General features: G+C 44.6%; 10 protein-coding genes, 6 tRNA genes and 3 rRNA genes. All 19 read left to right on the top strand.

What is annotated here, in order from left to right:
• Positions 1 to 99 precede the first annotated feature (99 nt).
• Positions 100 to 2,829 carry a preprotein translocase subunit SecA gene (secA, locus tag ABZP31_RS12525; RefSeq protein ID WP_248135263.1) on the top strand — a complete coding sequence of 910 codons (2,730 nt, stop codon included), beginning with the start codon at positions 100 to 102 and terminating at the stop codon, positions 2,827 to 2,829.
• A gap of 135 nt (positions 2,830 to 2,964) precedes the next feature.
• The gene (locus tag ABZP31_RS12520; protein WP_248135269.1) at positions 2,965 to 3,324 is read left to right on the top strand and encodes a hypothetical protein; all 360 of its coding nucleotides are present in this window, start codon (positions 2,965 to 2,967) and stop codon (positions 3,322 to 3,324) included.
• A gap of 164 nt (positions 3,325 to 3,488) precedes the next feature.
• Entirely contained in the window at positions 3,489 to 4,709 is a 1,221-nt protein-coding gene (argJ, locus tag ABZP31_RS12515) for a bifunctional glutamate N-acetyltransferase/amino-acid acetyltransferase ArgJ (RefSeq protein WP_248135266.1), read from the top strand.
• 140 nt (positions 4,710 to 4,849) lie between these two features.
• Positions 4,850 to 5,914: a quinolinate synthase NadA gene (gene nadA / locus ABZP31_RS12510; protein ID WP_034683707.1), complete on the top strand. Its 1,065-nt coding sequence runs from the start codon at positions 4,850 to 4,852 to the stop codon at positions 5,912 to 5,914.
• A gap of 153 nt (positions 5,915 to 6,067) precedes the next feature.
• Positions 6,068 to 6,144: transfer RNA gene (locus ABZP31_RS12505), tRNA-Pro, on the top strand.
• 45 nt (positions 6,145 to 6,189) lie between these two features.
• Positions 6,190 to 6,266 (top strand) — tRNA-Arg (locus ABZP31_RS12500).
• Between the two features lie 36 nt (positions 6,267 to 6,302).
• Positions 6,303 to 6,378 (top strand) — tRNA-His (locus tag ABZP31_RS12495).
• 4 nt (positions 6,379 to 6,382) lie between these two features.
• Positions 6,383 to 6,459, top strand: a tRNA-Pro gene (locus ABZP31_RS12490).
• Positions 6,460 to 7,153: 694 nt separating this feature from the next.
• Positions 7,154 to 8,690: ribosomal RNA gene (locus tag ABZP31_RS12485) — 16S ribosomal RNA — on the top strand.
• Between the two features lie 61 nt (positions 8,691 to 8,751).
• A tRNA-Ile gene (locus ABZP31_RS12480) sits at positions 8,752 to 8,828 on the top strand.
• A gap of 55 nt (positions 8,829 to 8,883) precedes the next feature.
• A tRNA-Ala gene (locus ABZP31_RS12475) sits at positions 8,884 to 8,959 on the top strand.
• A 363-nt stretch (positions 8,960 to 9,322) separates the two neighbouring features.
• Positions 9,323 to 12,212, top strand: a 23S ribosomal RNA gene (locus tag ABZP31_RS12470).
• Between the two features lie 190 nt (positions 12,213 to 12,402).
• Positions 12,403 to 12,517 (top strand): 5S ribosomal RNA (gene rrf, locus ABZP31_RS12465).
• The 16S, 23S and 5S rRNA genes sit together here with 2 tRNA genes alongside, the layout of an rRNA operon.
• 249 nt (positions 12,518 to 12,766) lie before the next feature.
• Positions 12,767 to 14,212 (top strand): RNA polymerase factor sigma-54, encoded by a 1,446-nt coding sequence (locus ABZP31_RS12460; RefSeq protein WP_005406579.1) that lies wholly within the window; start codon positions 12,767 to 12,769, stop codon positions 14,210 to 14,212.
• Between the two features lie 170 nt (positions 14,213 to 14,382).
• Positions 14,383 to 14,715 carry a ribosome-associated translation inhibitor RaiA gene (gene raiA, locus ABZP31_RS12455; protein ID WP_034686074.1) on the top strand — a complete coding sequence of 111 codons (333 nt, stop codon included), beginning with the start codon at positions 14,383 to 14,385 and terminating at the stop codon, positions 14,713 to 14,715.
• A gap of 135 nt (positions 14,716 to 14,850) precedes the next feature.
• Complete coding sequence (ibaG, locus tag ABZP31_RS12450) at positions 14,851 to 15,102, top strand: BolA family iron metabolism protein IbaG (protein WP_005018558.1); 252 nt, start codon at positions 14,851 to 14,853, stop codon at positions 15,100 to 15,102.
• Between the two features lie 7 nt (positions 15,103 to 15,109).
• On the top strand, positions 15,110 to 16,369 hold the full coding sequence (murA, locus tag ABZP31_RS12445; protein WP_119879572.1) for a UDP-N-acetylglucosamine 1-carboxyvinyltransferase: 1,260 nt from the start codon (positions 15,110 to 15,112) through the stop codon (positions 16,367 to 16,369).
• Positions 16,366 to 17,064 carry an ATP phosphoribosyltransferase gene (gene hisG / locus ABZP31_RS12440; protein ID WP_005406781.1) on the top strand — a complete coding sequence of 233 codons (699 nt, stop codon included), beginning with the start codon at positions 16,366 to 16,368 and terminating at the stop codon, positions 17,062 to 17,064. Before murA ends, hisG begins: the two co-directional genes overlap by 4 nt.
• A gap of 183 nt (positions 17,065 to 17,247) precedes the next feature.
• Entirely contained in the window at positions 17,248 to 18,546 is a 1,299-nt protein-coding gene (hisD, locus tag ABZP31_RS12435; protein WP_171405379.1) for a histidinol dehydrogenase, read from the top strand.
• The last annotated feature ends 44 nt before the right edge of the window (positions 18,547 to 18,590 follow it).

The raw sequence follows: 18,590 nt of genomic DNA, 5'->3' as shown, positions 1-18,590 counted from the left end.
AGGTTTTGTGCAAAGCCCTTGTACTTGTAAATTCTGGCATCATAATAACGACTGAGAAAAAATTACCATTTGACAAGCAAGATTTAGAGAGTCTATTACATGTTGGCAAGTCTGATCGGAGGTATCTTCGGTACAAAAAATGAGCGCGAACTCAAGCGGATGCAGAAAATTGTCGAGAAGATCAATGCGCTCGAGCCGACCATATCTACCTTAAATGATGCAGACTTATCTGCAAAAACCCAAGAATTCAAACAACGTTATAATAAGGGTGAAACGTTAGATAACCTTCTGCCAGAGGCTTTTGCTGTCTGTCGTGAAGCTGCAAAGCGTGTAATGGGCATGCGTCATTATGATGTGCAGCTGATCGGTGGTATTACCCTGCATGAAGGCAAGATTGCCGAGATGCGTACCGGTGAGGGTAAGACCCTGATGGGAACACTGGCATGTTATCTTAATGCCATCAGCAGTCAGGGCGTGCATGTTATTACTGTCAATGACTATCTGGCGCAGCGTGATGCTGAGTTAAACCGTCCTTTATTCGAGTTTCTCGGCTTGTCGATTGGTGTCATCTATTCGATGCAGAATCCGGTAGAGAAATCTGAAGCTTATAAAGCTGATATTACTTACGGAACCAACAACGAGTTTGGCTTTGACTATCTGCGTGACAACATGGTGTTCTCGCTGCAAGAGAAAAAACAGCGTGGTCTGGTGTATGCCATTATCGATGAAGTTGACTCAATTCTGATTGATGAAGCACGTACACCACTGATTATTTCTGGACAGAGTGAAGACTCGTCACAGCTTTATGCAGCGATTAATACGATTCCACCAAAACTGCGTCCACAAAAAGAAGAAAAAGTGGCCGATGGCGGTCATTTTTGGATCGATGAAAAACAGCGCTCAGTAGAGATGACTGAAATTGGTTATGAAACGGTAGAGCAGGAACTAATCCAGATGGGCTTGCTGGCAGAAGGTGAAAGCCTTTACTCCGCAGCAAACCTGAACCTGGTACATCATATTACTGCTGCGATCCGTGCACATTACCTGTATCAGCGAAATGTACATTACATCATCAATGATGGTGAAGTAATTATTGTTGATGAGAATACTGGCCGTACCATGCCGGGACGCCGCTGGTCAGAAGGCCTGCATCAGGCAGTAGAAGCTAAAGAAGGCTTGGAGATTCAGCCGGAAAACCAGACACTGGCAACCACGACTTTCCAGAACTATTTCCGTCTGTATCAAAAACTTTCTGGTATGACCGGTACAGCTGATACTGAAGCTGCGGAGATGAAAGAAATTTATGGACTGGATGTGGTGATTATTCCAACTCACCGCCCAATGATCCGTAAAGATCTCAACGATTTAATCTATCTGAATCGTAATGGTAAATATAATGCCATTATCGGAGAGATCCGAAATATTCGTGAAGCTGGTGTAGCACCAATTCTGATTGGTACCGCTACCATTGAAGCCAGTGAAATTCTGTCTGAGAAATTAACGCAGGCAGGTATTCATCACGAAGTTCTAAACGCTAAGCAGCATGAGCGTGAAGCAGATATCATTGCGCAGGCGGGTTCACCAAATGCTGTTACCATTGCTACCAATATGGCAGGCCGTGGTACAGACATTTTGCTTGGTGGTAACTGGAAAGCTAAACTGGCAAAACTTGAAAACCCGACAGCAGAAGATGAAATACGGCTCAAAGCAGAGTGGGACCAGTACCATGAAATGGTACTAAATGCCGGCGGCCTGCATATTATTGGTTCCGAGCGTCACGAATCACGCCGTATTGATAACCAGCTGCGTGGTCGTGCCGGACGTCAGGGTGACCCGGGCGTGTCACGTTTTTATCTGTCACTAGAAGATGATCTGATGCGTATCTTTGCAGGTGACCGTGTAGTGGCAATGATGCGTGCTATGGGGTTGCAGGAAGATGAAGCAATCGAGCATAAAATGGTATCGCGCTCTATTGAAAATGCGCAGCGCAAGGTAGAAGCACGTAACTTTGATATTCGTAAAAATCTGCTCAAATATGATGATGTTAACAATGAGCAGCGTAAGATTATTTATTCTCAGCGTGACGATATTCTCGCAGAGAATAGTCTGCAAGATTATATTGAAGAGATGCATCGCGATGTCATGCAGGGACTGATCGGTAATTTTGTACCCCCTGAATCGATTCATGATCAGTGGGATATTGATGGTCTGGAAAATGCATTGCGTACAGATTTAGGAATTGATCTGCCAATTCAGCAATGGCTGGAAGAAGACCGCCGACTGGATGAAGAAGGTCTGGTTGCACGAATTACGGATGAAGTCATTAACCGTTACCGGGCCCGCCGTGAACAGATGGGTGATGAGTCGGCAGCAATGCTGGAGCGTCATTTCCTGCTCAGTTCACTAGACCGTCACTGGAAAGAGCATCTTGCGGCAATGGATTATCTGCGACAAGGTATTCACTTACGTGGTTATGCCCAGAAAAATCCTGAACAGGAATACAAGAAAGAAGCCTTTAACCTGTTTGTAAATATGTTGGGTACCATTAAAGCTGACGTGGTAACAGATCTGTCACGTGTACATGTGCCGACTGCTGAAGAGCTGGCAGAAATGGAAGCACAACAACAGGCACAAGCGGAATCTATGCAGTTAAACTTCGCTCATGATGAAGTAGATGGCCTAACAGGTGAAGTAACTCATGAAGAGACTTCTTCTGTACCAGAGCGTTCACGTCCAGCTCAGGGGAATATTACTCCGCCAGCAAGTCGTAATGCTCCTTGTCCGTGTGGTTCAGGCCTGAAGTATAAACAGTGTCATGGTAAAATCTAAATATTAGCACGTTAAGCTTAAAGCAGAACTTCGGTTCTGCTTTTTTACAAGGTGTTACATATTATGTATTCGATTGCAGATGCTGCATTTAAATGTTATTTACTTGCTCATGATGAGTTGAAAAACTGGAAAAATATGAAAAAAGTACTCAACCTTTTAGTGGCTGCTACGCTCGCTTTACCTGCTCTAGCTTTTGCCGAAACGGGTCAATCAAGTCACGCTACCCCTGCGCAAGTACAAGCTGCCCAAGGAACAGCTACGGCTCAGGCTGAATTAAAAAATGATACCATTACCCTGATCAGCCCTCGTACTGGTATTCGCTATACCATGAAAGCTACTGAACGCCCGATTATTTTGAGAACAGCGGCTATTGCAGCAGTAAATAACGTTACAGTGAACCGCATTGTAGCGTCAAATCCTGCATTATCGGCTGCCAGTCAGGAACAGGCCAAACAGTCACTTCTAGGTACAGAAACAGCTCTTGCTTCAAATTAATTTTATGATTCACATATTAAAAGCCGGATTCTATTCGGCTTTTTTGTATGTATTTAATAAAGCTTAATATAAAAATCACCAATTCATTTAGAGTCTCTCGATTTTTAGAAAAATTTGCACTAAGCTGTTGTGTTTTCAATAACTATATCACTGGAAATTCAAAAATGACTGTGGGTGACGTATCAATGCCACAAATGCATGTGGTGCAAGGCGTAAAAATTGGTTCAACTGAAGCATATATACGTTATCCGAACCGACGAGATCTGGTTATTTTTGAATTTGCAGAAGGGTCAAATGTTGCGGGCGTATTTACCCAAAATGCTTTTTGTGCTGCGCCAGTGCATATCTCTAAAGCGCATCTTTTAAAAAGTAATGCCCGTTACCTGGTGATTAATACAGGTAATGCCAATGCCGGTACTGGTAAGCTGGGGATGCAAAATGCGCTAGAGACCTGTAACAGGCTTGCCGAATTAGCTGGTGTTCAGACATCTGAAGTGCTGCCCTTTTCTACAGGCGTCATTGGTGAGCAGCTACCAATGCAGCGTTTACTTACAGGCTTACAGCCTGCACTTGATAGTTTGAAAGCAGATGCGTGGCTGGATGCAGCAAGTGGAATAATGACCACTGATACTACACCTAAAGGTGCATCGGAACAGTTCGAACTTGATGGCATTACCTACAGCATGACTGGTATTTCTAAAGGTGCAGGTATGATTCGGCCCAACATGGCGACTATGCTGGGGTTTATTGCCACTGATGTACCTATTAGTTGTGAGCTGGTACAGCATCTGTTGAAAACTACTGTGGAACAGTCCTTCAACCGCATTACTATTGATGGCGATACATCAACCAATGATTCATGTATTTTGGTGGCTACCGGTCAGGCTGGCGGAGCAGAAATTACCAGTCTGGAAGATGAGCGCTATCAAACTGTACTTGAGGTCTTAACCCGCATCATGAAACGGCTGGCCCAACTCATCATTCGTGATGGAGAAGGGGCAACCAAGTTTATGACTGTGGCGGTCGAAGGCGGGGCAGATACCCAAGAATGTTGTGACGTTGCCTATAGTATCGCTCATTCACCTTTGGTAAAAACGGCTTTCTTCGCATCTGATCCGAACTGGGGACGGATTCTGGCCGCGATTGGCTATGCAGGTGTTAAAAACCTGGATGTAGAAAAAATTCAGGTCTGGCTGGATGATGTCCAGATTTGTAAGGATGGCGGAACTGCTGCTGACTATACCGAAGAAGCCGGAGCAGAAGTGATGGCACAACAGGAAATTACAATTCGTGTTGATTTAGGCCGTGGCGAGGCGAAAGATACGGTTTATACCTGCGATCTGTCTTATGATTATGTCAAGATTAATGCAGATTATCGTTCTTAATATCATGAATAAAAAAAGCCCTCCATGTGGGGGCTTTTTTCTAAAATAAAGGTTTTTATCAACTGTATGTTTAATACGGTTGAGATGATGGATCAAATGCCAGCGAAAAGGCTAGCAGCAAAAACAGAGAAGGCATGGTTATGACTGATGCGACATTAATTGCCAATGAAGCAAAAAATATTGTGCAGGCGCATTTGGACCGTTTAGGGGAACCCAAAAGTACTGCCCTGACTGAACAAGTGAAACAGGAAAAATTTGAACAGATCAGGGCCGAACTGAACAAGCGTGATGCTGTACTGGTTGCACATTACTATTGCGACCCTGAAGTTCAGGAACTGGCTGAACTGACAGGCGGCTGCGTATCCGATTCACTGGAAATGGCACGTTTTGGTCGTGATCATGCTGCTTCTACCTTGGTAGTAGCCGGTGTAAAATTTATGGGTGAGACAGCTAAAATTCTGTCACCAGAAAAAACTGTGCTCATGCCTACACTGGAAGCTACCTGTTCACTGGATCTAGGTTGCCCTGAAGATGCGTTTACGCGGTTTTGCGATGAACACCCTGACCATACTGTTGTGGTATATGCCAATACTTCAGCTGCGGTCAAAGCACGTGCTGACTGGGTAGTGACTTCAAGCTGTGCAGTTGAAATTATTGAGCATCTAGATAGCTTGGGTGAGAAAATCATCTGGGCACCTGATCAGCATCTTGGTCGTTATATCCAGAAGAAAACCGGTGCAAATATGTTGCTCTGGGATGGGGCTTGTATTGTTCATGAAGAGTTTCGCGCACGTGGTATTGCCACCTTGAAAGCTCTCTATCCAGATGCAGCCGTTCTGGTGCATCCTGAATCCCCTGAATCGGTGATTGAGGTGGCTGATGCAGTAGGAAGTACATCACAATTGATTCAGGCAGCAAGGTCTTTGCCACATACCCATCTGATTGTGGCAACAGATCGTGGTATCTTCTATAAAATGCAACAGGCCGTGCCTGACAAGATCCTGCTTGAGGCACCAACAGCAGGTGAAGGGGCAACCTGCCGTTCATGTGCACATTGCCCTTGGATGGCTATGAATGAACTCGATGGAATTTTGCAGGTTTTACAAAAAGCTGACCAGAAAATAGAGGTTGACCTTGCACTTGCACAGCGTGCAAAGTTGCCTTTAGACCGTATGTTAGCCTTTAGTGCCAGCTTAAAGCGTTGAAAATGATTAAAAAATGTCTAAAGTGCCTGATAAATATACATTTGAGGTGTTTTTTAATATTTTTTTAAATATAGGTGTTGACGTGACCATGCGTCACGCCTAGAATGCACACCGTACCGCACAAAGTGCGATACAATAAAAGCTGAGATGAATCGGAGTATGGCGCAGCCTGGTAGCGCATCTGGTTTGGGACCAGAGGGTCGTAGGTTCGAATCCTACTGCTCCGACCAATTTAAATCGGCGAAGTATCGCATGATATTTTTATCATCGGTCATGCGCCTGTAGCTCAGTTGGATAGAGCATCCGCCTTCTAAGCGGATGGTCACAGGTTCGAATCCTGTCAGGCGCGCCATTTGGTAGCTTGGTATTTAGAATCAAAGATGTTATGGTGGATGTAGCTCAGTTGGTAGAGCCCTGGATTGTGATTCCAGTTGTCGCGGGTTCGAATCCCGTCATTCACCCCATACTCGGAGTATGGCGCAGCCTGGTAGCGCATCTGGTTTGGGACCAGAGGGTCGTAGGTTCGAATCCTACTGCTCCGACCATTTAAAGAACCCGCGTCAAGCGGTTTTTTTATGCTTGAAATTTAGAAAAATAAATCATAATCTCTAATCTCTAATCTCTAATCTCTAATCTCTAATCTCTAATCTCTAATCTCTAATCTCTAATCTCTAATCTCTAATCTCTAATCTCTAATCTCTAATCTCTAATCTCTAATCTCTAATCTCTAATCTCTAATCTCTAATCTAAGAATTAATTATAAGTTTCTTAATAATGAGCCTTATATACTTAAGAAATAAAAAAAATCCGGGTTTTTGCCGGATAAATAACCAGCCGATCACTTTTTTATAAAATACCGCTTGCGTTGAGAAATAAATGGCCTATAATGCACATCCATCGGCGGTGATGAAGATTAAAACTTCTGATAAAACAGCAACTTAGTTAAATATAATTAAGTCAGGTTTTGTTAGATAGGTTTAAAATAATCTGAATTACCAGTTGACTTTCTGAAAAGAAAGCGTAATATAGCCGACCTAGCTTGCTGCTGACGAAGCAGTAAGAAGATCATTAAGAGAATATGAAGAACAACTTGTGTGGATTTTTACTGGTTGATCGATCGAAATAATTTTCATTGATTGAATGGTAGAAATTTCTCGAAGTTTATTTGAGTAAATTTTTAGTCAGAAGATTAATGAGCCAGAATTGGTACCTTGTCTATAAATAAGGTACAAATGATTTTAACTGAAGAGTTTGATCATGGCTCAGATTGAACGCTGGCGGCAGGCTTAACACATGCAAGTCGAGCGGATGAAGGTAGCTTGCTACCGGATTCAGCGGCGGACGGGTGAGTAATGCTTAGGAATCTGCCTATTAGTGGGGGACAACGTTCCGAAAGGAGCGCTAATACCGCATACGTCCTACGGGAGAAAGCAGGGGACCTTCGGGCCTTGCGCTAATAGATGAGCCTAAGTCGGATTAGCTAGTTGGTAGGGTAAAGGCCTACCAAGGCGACGATCTGTAGCGGGTCTGAGAGGATGATCCGCCACACTGGGACTGAGACACGGCCCAGACTCCTACGGGAGGCAGCAGTGGGGAATATTGGACAATGGGGGGAACCCTGATCCAGCCATGCCGCGTGTGTGAAGAAGGCCTTTTGGTTGTAAAGCACTTTAAGCGAGGAGGAGGCTACCTGGATTAATACTTTAGGATAGTGGACGTTACTCGCAGAATAAGCACCGGCTAACTCTGTGCCAGCAGCCGCGGTAATACAGAGGGTGCGAGCGTTAATCGGATTTACTGGGCGTAAAGCGTGCGTAGGCGGCCAATTAAGTCAAATGTGAAATCCCCGAGCTTAACTTGGGAATTGCATTCGATACTGGTTGGCTAGAGTATGGGAGAGGATGGTAGAATTCCAGGTGTAGCGGTGAAATGCGTAGAGATCTGGAGGAATACCGATGGCGAAGGCAGCCATCTGGCCTAATACTGACGCTGAGGTACGAAAGCATGGGGAGCAAACAGGATTAGATACCCTGGTAGTCCATGCCGTAAACGATGTCTACTAGCCGTTGGGGCCCTTGAGGCTTTAGTGGCGCAGCTAACGCGATAAGTAGACCGCCTGGGGAGTACGGTCGCAAGACTAAAACTCAAATGAATTGACGGGGGCCCGCACAAGCGGTGGAGCATGTGGTTTAATTCGATGCAACGCGAAGAACCTTACCTGGCCTTGACATACAGAGAACTTTCCAGAGATGGATTGGTGCCTTCGGGAACTCTGATACAGGTGCTGCATGGCTGTCGTCAGCTCGTGTCGTGAGATGTTGGGTTAAGTCCCGCAACGAGCGCAACCCTTTTCCTTATTTGCCAGCACTTCGGGTGGGAACTTTAAGGATACTGCCAGTGACAAACTGGAGGAAGGCGGGGACGACGTCAAGTCATCATGGCCCTTACGGCCAGGGCTACACACGTGCTACAATGGTCGGTACAAAGGGTTGCTACACAGCGATGTGATGCTAATCTCAAAAAGCCGATCGTAGTCCGGATTGGAGTCTGCAACTCGACTCCATGAAGTCGGAATCGCTAGTAATCGCGGATCAGAATGCCGCGGTGAATACGTTCCCGGGCCTTGTACACACCGCCCGTCACACCATGGGAGTTTGTTGCACCAGAAGTAGGTAGTCTAACCGCAAGGAGGACGCTTACCACGGTGTGGCCGATGACTGGGGTGAAGTCGTAACAAGGTAGCCGTAGGGGAACCTGCGGCTGGATCACCTCCTTAACGAAAGATTGACGATTGGTAAGAATCCACAACAAGTTGTTCTTCATGACGATGTATCTGAGGGTCTGTAGCTCAGTTGGTTAGAGCACACGCTTGATAAGCGTGGGGTCACAAGTTCAAGTCTTGTCAGACCCACCACTACTGACGAAAGCAGTAATGCAGAAAAACAGATATGTTGACTTATTGATAAGCTGGGGACTTAGCTTAGTTGGTAGAGCGCCTGCTTTGCACGCAGGAGGTCAGGAGTTCGACTCTCCTAGTCTCCACCACGAATCAAACATGATTTGATTCGAAGCTAGAGATTACAGAATTTAGTAAATGGAAGGTTCAAGAATCCTGGTTTATTAACTTCTGTGATTTATCACAGTTGACTGCAGTCCGACGAGGATGCAGTGAATCATTAACAGATTGGCAAATTTGAGTCTGAAATAAATTGTTCAACTCATTCAATAGACGTTACAGGGCAACCTGTTGACTAACGTAGATTGAACTGAGAACTAGCAAATTAACTGAATCAAGCGTTTTGGTATATGAATTTAGATTGAAGCTGTACAGTGCTTAAGTGCACAGTACTCTAAACTGTAATGTTGAAGTTGCTCCTTGTAGGTAACGTCGACTGTTTGGGGTTGTATAGTCAAGTAATTAAGTGCATGTGGTGGATGCCTTGGCAGTCAGAGGCGATGAAAGACGTGATAGCCTGCGAAAAGCTTCGGGGAGGCGGCAAATATCCTGTGATCCGGAGATGTCTGAATGGGGAAACCCACTTACCATAAGGTAGGTATTGCATGATGAATACATAGTCATGCAAGGCGAACGAGGGGAAGTGAAACATCTCAGTACCCTCAGGAAAAGAAATCAATTGAGATTCCCTCAGTAGCGGCGAGCGAACGGGGATCAGCCCATTAAGTTATGTGTGTTTTAGAGGAATGCTCTGGGAAGTGCAACCGTAGAGGGTGATAGTCCCGTACACGAAAGGGCACACATAATGATGACGAGTAGGGCGAGGCACGTGAAACCTTGTCTGAATATGGGGGGACCATCCTCCAAGGCTAAATACTCCTGACTGACCGATAGTGAACCAGTACCGTGAGGGAAAGGCGAAAAGAACCCCTGTGAGGGGAGTGAAATAGATCCTGAAACCGCATGCATACAAGCAGTGGGAGCACCTTCGTGGTGTGACTGCGTACCTTTTGTATAATGGGTCAGCGACTTATATTCAGTGGCGAGGTTAACCGAATAGGGGAGCCGTAGAGAAATCGAGTCTTAATAGGGCGTCTAGTCGCTGGGTATAGACCCGAAACCGGGTGATCTATCCATGAGCAGGTTGAAGGTTGGGTAACACTAACTGGAGGACCGAACCCACCGTCGTTGAAAAGCCGGGGGATGACTTGTGGATAGGGGTGAAAGGCTAATCAAACTCGGTGATAGCTGGTTCTCCCCGAAAGCTATTTAGGTAGCGCCTCGGACGAATACCATTGGGGGTAGAGCACTGTTTCGGCTAGGGGGTCATCCCGACTTACCAAACCGATGCAAACTCCGAATACCAATGAGTACTATCCGGGAGACAGACTGCGGGTGCTAACGTCCGTAGTCAAGAGGAAAACAATCCAGACCGCCAGCTAAGGCCCCAAAATCATAGTTAAGTGGGAAACGATGTGGGAAGGCATAGACAGCTAGGAGGTTGGCTTAGAAGCAGCCACCCTTTAAAGAAAGCGTAATAGCTCACTAGTCGAGTCGGCCTGCGCGGAAGATGTAACGGGGCTAAAACTATGTGCCGAAGCTGCGGATGCACATTTATGTGCGTGGTAGGGGAGCGTTCTGTAAGCCGATGAAGGTGGATTGAGAAGTCTGCTGGAGGTATCAGAAGTGCGAATGCTGACGTGAGTAACGACAAAACGGGTGAAAAACCCGTTCGCCGAAAGACCAAGGGTTCCAGTCCAACGTTAATCGGGGCTGGGTGAGTCGACCCCTAAGGCGAGGCCGAAAGGCGTAGTCGATGGGAAATTGGTTAATATTCCAATACTTCTGTGTAATGCGATGAGAGGACGGAGAAGGTTAGGTCAGCCTGGCGTTGGTTGTCCAGGTGGAAGACAGTAGGCATGCATCTTAGGCAAATCCGGGGTGCTCTATGCTGAGAGTCGATAGCAAGCCAGTTTACTGGCGAAGTGGCCGATACCATACTTCCAAGAAAAGTCTCTAAGCTTCAGTTACACAGGAATCGTACCCGAAACCGACACAGGTGGTCAGGTCGAGTAGACCAAGGCGCTTGAGAGAACTCTGCTGAAGGAACTAGGCAAAATGGTACCGTAACTTCGGGAGAAGGTACGCTGCTGATGGTGATAGGACTTGCTCCTTGAGCTGTCGGCAGCCGCAGAAACCAGGCCGCTGCAACTGTTTATTAAAAACATAGCACTCTGCAAACACGAAAGTGGACGTATAGGGTGTGATGCCTGCCCGGTGCTGGAAGGTTAATTGATGGGGTTAGCGTAAGCGAAGCTCTTGATCGAAGCCCCAGTAAACGGCGGCCGTAACTATAACGGTCCTAAGGTAGCGAAATTCCTTGTCGGGTAAGTTCCGACCTGCACGAATGGCATAATGATGGCGGCGCTGTCTCCAGCAGAGGCTCAGTGAAATCGAAATCGCTGTGAAGATGCAGTGTACCCGCGGCTAGACGGAAAGACCCCGTGAACCTTTACTGCAGCTTGACACTGAACTTTGACCTTACTTGTGTAGGATAGGTGGGAGGCTTTGAAGTAGGGACGCCAGTTCCTATGGAGCCATCCTTGAAATACCACCCTGGTAATGTTGAGGTTCTAACTCTGACCCATAATCTGGGTCGAGGACCGTGTCTGGTGGGTAGTTTGACTGGGGCGGTCTCCTCCTAAAGAGTAACGGAGGAGTACGAAGGTGCGCTCAGCGTGGTCGGAAATCACGCGTAGAGTATAAAGGCAAAAGCGCGCTTAACTGCGAGACCCACAAGTCGAGCAGGTACGAAAGTAGGTCTTAGTGATCCGGTGGTTCTGTATGGAAGGGCCATCGCTCAACGGATAAAAGGTACTCTGGGGATAACAGGCTGATACCGCCCAAGAGTTCATATCGACGGCGGTGTTTGGCACCTCGATGTCGGCTCATCTCATCCTGGGGCTGAAGCAGGTCCCAAGGGTATGGCTGTTCGCCATTTAAAGAGGTACGCGAGCTGGGTTTAGAACGTCGTGAGACAGTTCGGTCCCTATCTACCGTGGGCGCTGGAAATTTGAGAGGATCTGCTCCTAGTACGAGAGGACCAGAGTGGACGAACCTCTGGTGTACCGGTTGTGACGCCAGTCGCATCGCCGGGTAGCTATGTTCGGAAGGGATAACCGCTGAAAGCATCTAAGCGGGAAGCCTACCTCAAGATAAGATTTCCCCGTGACTTTATGTCACCTAAAGAGCCGTTCAAGACCAGGACGTTGATAGGTTGGATGTGGAAGCATAGTGATATGTGAAGCTGACCAATACTAATTGCTCGTGAGGCTTGACTATACAACACCCAAACAGTTGTATACAAAGCATCAATCGATTCATAAATATGCAATATCCCTTGATTCAGCCTGATGCTGGAACATACAATTCAGACCCAGATCTGCCCTCTGTTAATAACTCATTTGGACCAAAGTACGGCATATACTGCACCGCAGTTAAATCAGACCCGAACAAGTCCATCAACAGTTGTGCTGGCGACCATAGCAAGAGTGAACCACCTGATCCCTTCCCGAACTCAGAAGTGAAACCTCTTAGCGCTGATGGTAGTGTGGGGTTACCCATGTGAGAGTAAGTCATCGCCAGCTCATTATTCTAAAAAGCCCCCTCATCGAGGGGGCTTTTTTTATGCGTGGGATTTAAAAAAGAAAGAGAGTTAGCCATAGCAGTGCTGGCAATAGCTGATCTATTTAAGCTGCTTAAGAGTTTAAAATTTTTTAATTAGCTGGCTATCCTAAAAAATAAATTGTATGTTTTATAATAAAAATATGCTATAAAAATTAAAAGAGGCATAAAAATTGCATTAATTTTATATGATAAAGTAAGGATGGGATATTATGAAGTTGTCGGTTGGGCTTAAAGTTGCAAATAGTTTATCCCTTACTCCCCAATTACAACAAGCCATCCGTTTACTTCAGTTATCTAGTTTGGAACTCGAACAAGAAATCCAGCTTCAGTTAGAAAGTAATCCTTTACTTGAACAAATAGATGATGAAAATTCAATTTCTACCCTATCAAATTCTAATAATACAGATATTCATGAGCTTGATCAGAGTCTAAATGCAGATCATTTACCTGAAGAGCTACCAGTAGATACTCATTGGGATGAAGTTTATATTCACCAGTCTACCGCGCTTGAGATTCCTGAGTTTCAGGAACAAGAGGACAATAATCATAAATCTTTAAGTTTAAAACAGCATTTGCTTGAGCAAATTAACCTTTTACATTTTTCCCAGATTGATCAGTTAATTGCCTATTGTTTAGTTGATTCTTTAGACCAGCGAGGCTTTCTTGAAGCTGAAATTGAAGAAATTACTGCTTCTGTTCAGAATTTACTTGCAGAAATGGGTCATGAAGAAGAAGTAGAGGATGATGAGGTTTATGTGGTACTCAAGCATATTCAGCGGCTTGATCCTTTGGGTGCAGGCTCACGTAATCTGGCAGAATGTCTTAGGATTCAGCTTGAAGCTTTACCCTCTGTGCCAGTTATTCAGGATGCTTTGATATTGCTGGAGCATTATCATTTACTGATTGCTAATGATCTTGGCAAGCTATTAAAACAGACAGGGTTGAATACTGAACGTTTAAAGTCAGCAATTAATATGCTTAAAACTTTAAAAGCTTATCCCGGTATAGAATTTGAGGATGAATCATCTAATTATCAGATTCCTGATGTAATTGTATCTAAGAAGGACCAGATTTGGCATGTTCAGCTAAATACCGATATTTTACCTAAACTGCGTATTAATTCTTTTTATGCTGGTATGATTCGGCGCGCTGATCAAAGTACCGATAATAATTATTTAAAAGATCAGTTATATGAGGCAAAAAATTTTATTAAAAGTATTGATGAGCGGCATAAAACTTTATTAAAAGTAGCCAGCTGTATTGTTGAACATCAGCGGACTTTTTTTGAAATTGGGGCAGAGGGCATGAAACCCCTCATTTTGAGAGAGGTCGCTGAAGAAGTACAGCTGCATGAGTCAACTGTATCCCGGGTCACAAGTAACAAATATATGCTGACTCCACGTGGCCTGTTTGAGCTTAAGTATTTCTTTTCAAGTCACGTAGGCACCACCTCAGGGGGCGAGGCTTCTTCAACTGCAATTCGTGCCATGATTAAAAAACTAGTCTCAAATGAGAATCCCCGTAAACCCTTGTCTGATAATTCCATTACGAATTTACTTAAAGAAGAAGGGATTGATGTAGCACGCAGGACAGTAGCAAAATATCGTGAATCTTTAAATATTCCGTCGTCTTCTGACCGAAAGGTCTTGATCTAGTTTTTAGTCGAGCTATTCTAATAGTTCATTATGACAGCATAGTGAAACTTTCATTTTGATTTAGAGGAGCGGCAGGAATGGTTTGATATAATTTAACAGAATTCTATTTTCTGTCATTAGACTATCCCTGTTCTGACTTTAAAGCCTGAAACGAGGTGAGGAATAGAATTATGCAAATTACCATTCGTGGCCACCATTTAACGATTACCCCTGCAATAGAGCAGGATATCCGTTTCAAGTTTAATCAGCTGACTCAGCATCTTGACCAGGTAAATAGTATGCAGGTCAAGCTTAGTAAAGATCATGAAGTTACCAAGCGTTCAAAAAAAGGTAGTGCTAACCATAAGGCTGAAGCGATTATCCGTTTACCTGGAATTGAGCTATTTGCACAGGCTTGTGCAGATGATATGTATACTTCTATTAAAAAATTATCAGAAAAAATAAAAAGACAGCTTTATAAACATAGAAAGTTGCAGTGTAGTCATCAACCTTTAGGAATTTAACGAAACAGTTTAAAAAAGAGGTTTAGTACCTCTTTTTTTTCATGTGTAAATTTTACAGGCCAACTGCATTATTCCTTTAGAGTTATAGTAATATATCTGGTTTTTACACCGTCAGTCTTACAAGAGGTTTTTACAATGAATAGTGAACAGCTCACTGAGATTCTACAAGCTGCTTTTCCAGAGGCAGAAGTTGCTGTGAGCGGACAGGCGGGAAAATTTGATCTTCGTATTGTTGATGATCAGTTTGAAGGTAAACGTACAATTGCTCGTCAGCAGGCAGTATATGCTCCTCTAAATTCCTATATCGCGAGCGGAGAAGTGCACGCGGTCACTATTCGCGCAATGACCAAAGAAGAGTGGCGCAAAGCAAGCCTGTTTGGAGCTTAAGACTTAAATGGATAAATTTGTAATTAATGGCGGTATCAAGCTCCAGGGTGAAGTACGTATTTCGGGTGCAAAGAATGCAGCTTTACCTTTACTTGCCGCCACTATTCTTGCCGAAACACCTATTACACTGACCAATGTTCCTAACTTAAAAGATGTAAATACGCTGGTAGAACTGATTGCCGGTTTGGGAATTAGCATCAGCTACAGTGGTGATACAGTCAAGGCAGATACCTCTACCTTAAATAATCAGTTTGCACCTTATGAGCTGGTTAAAACGATGCGTGCCTCTATTTTAGTGCTTGGGCCATTGGTAGCCCGTTATGGCAGTGCTCAGGTTTCCCTGCCAGGTGGCTGTGCAATCGGATCGCGTCCGGTTGACCAGCATCTCAAGGCACTCGAAGCCTTGGGCGCACATATTGAAGTTGAAAATGGCTATGTTAATGCCAAAGTAGATGGCCGTTTAAAAGGTGCAGATATTACCTTTGATATGGTCACAGTAGGCGGTACAGAAAATATTTTAATGGCAGCAGTACTGGCAGAAGGCGTGACTACACTTCGTAATGCTGCTTGTGAGCCAGAAATTACAGATTTGGCTAATATGCTCATTAAAATGGGAGCCAAGATTGAAGGTGTAGATACAGATACACTGGTGATTACAGGCGTAGAATCTTTGCTAGGCTGTGAATATGCTGTAGTAGCTGACCGTATTGAAACCGGTTCATATCTGGCTGCTGCCGCGATTACTGGTGGTAAGGTTAAGACGACCCATACAGACCCGACATTACTTGAGGCAGTGCTAGATAAGTTCGAGGAAATGGGTGCAGAAGTCACACGCGGAGATGACTGGATCGAACTGGATATGCAGGATAAACGTCCTAAAGCAGTAAGTTTCCGTACCTTACCTCATCCCGACTTCCCGACAGATATGCAAGCACAGCTTATGGCTGTTAATGCGATTGGACATGGTTTTGCAACTATTAGTGAAACAATTTTTGAAAATCGTTTTATGCATGTGCCTGAGCTTTCACGCATGGGAGCCAATATACAGGTGGAAGGTAACGATGCCGTCGTGACAGGAGTTGAAAAATTATCAGCAGCTCCGGTCATGGCTACAGATCTGAGGGCTTCATTCTCTCTGGTACTGGCAGCGCTGGCAGCTGAAGGGGAGTCCATCGTTGACCGTATTTATCATATTGACCGGGGCTATGAGAATATTGAGGCTAAACTTCAGAGTTTAGGTGCCCAGATTAAGCGAGTAAGTGCATGAGTGATGTAAGAAACGATGATCCAAATTTTGATGTAATGGGTAATTTTGATCATGGTTTAACCTTGGCTTTGAGTAAGGGACGTATTTTAAAAGAAACATTACCTTTACTTGAAACAGCAGGTATTAATCTGCTGGAAGATCCGGAAAAGTCTCGCAAGCTAATTTTTCCAACTACCCATAAGCAGGTACGTATTCTAATTTTACGTGCTTCAGATGTACCTACCTATGTTGAAAATGGTGCAGCAGATCTGGGCGTTGCTGGTAAAGATGTGTTGATGGAACATGGGGCTCAGCATGTTTATGAGCCACTTGATCTAAAAATTGCTAACTGCAAGTTAATGACAGCAGGCAAAATTGGTATGAAACGTCCACAAGGACGTTTAAAAATTGCCACTAAATATGTCAATCTGACTCGCCAGTACTATGCAAGTCTGGGGGAACAGGTAGATGTAATTAAACTTTATGGTTCAATGGAGCTTGCTCCCTTGGTTGGCTTGGGGGACTATATTGTTGATGTCGTAGATACCGGCAATACCTTGCGGGCTAATGGTTTGGAGCCGCTCGAAGAAATCTGTAAAGTGTCTTCACGTCTCATTGTTAATAAAGCTAGCTTTAAACGTAAGCAGGCATTGCTCAATCCAATTATTGCGCAGCTGGAAAAAGCAGTAGAAGCACGCCAGCAAATGAGCCCATAAAGTATTTGTTATCTAAGACCGTCCTCAAGGACGGTTTTTTTATACCTTAATTGGTTTTACCGCAGATTTGAAACTTCATCAATCTTAGCAAAAGTTATTTTCAATAAAAGTCCTTGAATACAAGAGCGATTCCTACCCACAAGTTCGTAGAAAACAGGTAAACTAAAGTTTTACATAGACCTTGTGGGTAAATTGATGCGACGTTTATCGACTCAAGATCAAAACTTCAAGCAAGCTTTTGCAGACTTGTTAGCTTTTGAGACAGTTAGTGACCCTGAACTTTTAAAAACTGTAGACCAGATCATTGCTGATGTGCGTCAACATGGTGATGCTCACGTTCTTAAACTCACTCAACAGTTCGATCGACATCCAGCGCATCAGTTTTCTGAACTTGAACTGACTCAAGCACAGTTAAAAACAGCATTTGAAAATTTAGAGCCGCAGGTACGTGATGCTTTAGAGATGGCAGCGGATCGGATACGTGCTTTTCATCAGGCACAGAAACAGGATGGCTGGTCTTATATAGATGAATTGGGCAATACCTTAGGCCAGAAAGTGACTCCATTAGATCGGGTCGGTATTTATGTTCCGGGTGGCTTGGCCTCTTATCCTTCCTCTGTTCTGATGAATGCGATCCCTGCACATGTAGCAGGAGTATCCGAAATAATCATGGTAGTACCGGCACCAGATGGTGAATTAAATCCTCTGGTACTTGCCGCTGCATTCCTTGCCGGGGTAAGCCAGGTATTTACTATTGGCGGAGCACAGGCAGTAGCTGCACTTGCTTATGGTACAGAAACTGTTCCGCGTGTTGACAAGATTACCGGACCGGGTAACCGTTTTGTTGCAGCAGCCAAGCGTGCCGTATTTGGGCAAGTGGGTATTGATATGATTGCAGGCCCTTCAGAGATTCTGGTTTATGCTGAGGGACTAAATAATGCTGATTGGCTAGCCATGGATGTGCTGTCTCAGGCAGAACATGATACTGTGGCTCAAGCTATTTTTATTACGCCAGATGAGCAGCTATTACAGGCTGTGGAAGAGGCGATTGAAAAACATTTAAGTCAGCTACCCAAAGCCGAGATTGCCCGTACTTCAATTGCCAATCGTGGTGCTTTAGTTCTGGTAAATAGCCGTAAAGAGGCAATAGAGCTGATTAATCAGGTTGCTCCAGAGCATTTAGAATTATGTCTTGATGAAGCTAAAGAGATGGCTACCTTGATTCGTCATGCAGGAGCTATTTTTATGGGCCGTTATACACCAGAGGCAATTGGTGATTATTGTGCAGGTCCGAACCATGTCTTGCCGACCTCAGGCACAGCGCGTTTTTCTTCTCCGCTTGGTGTATATGATTTTCAGAAGCGGACCAGTCTCATCATGTGTTCTGAACAGGGCGTACAACCACTGGCACGCACTGCGGATATCCTGGCACAGCAAGAAAATCTGGATGCTCATGCTCGCTCAGCCCGCTATCGCTATTGAGAGGCTTTTATAAAGAATTCAGGGGCTGTCAGGAACAGCCCTTT

It is taken from the genome of Acinetobacter sp. FL, from assembly GCF_040744925.1.
Lineage (GTDB): Bacteria > Pseudomonadota > Gammaproteobacteria > Pseudomonadales > Moraxellaceae > Acinetobacter > Acinetobacter radioresistens.
Note: the sequence above shows the minus strand (reverse complement) of the source record. Positions and strands in the feature narration are given on the sequence as shown.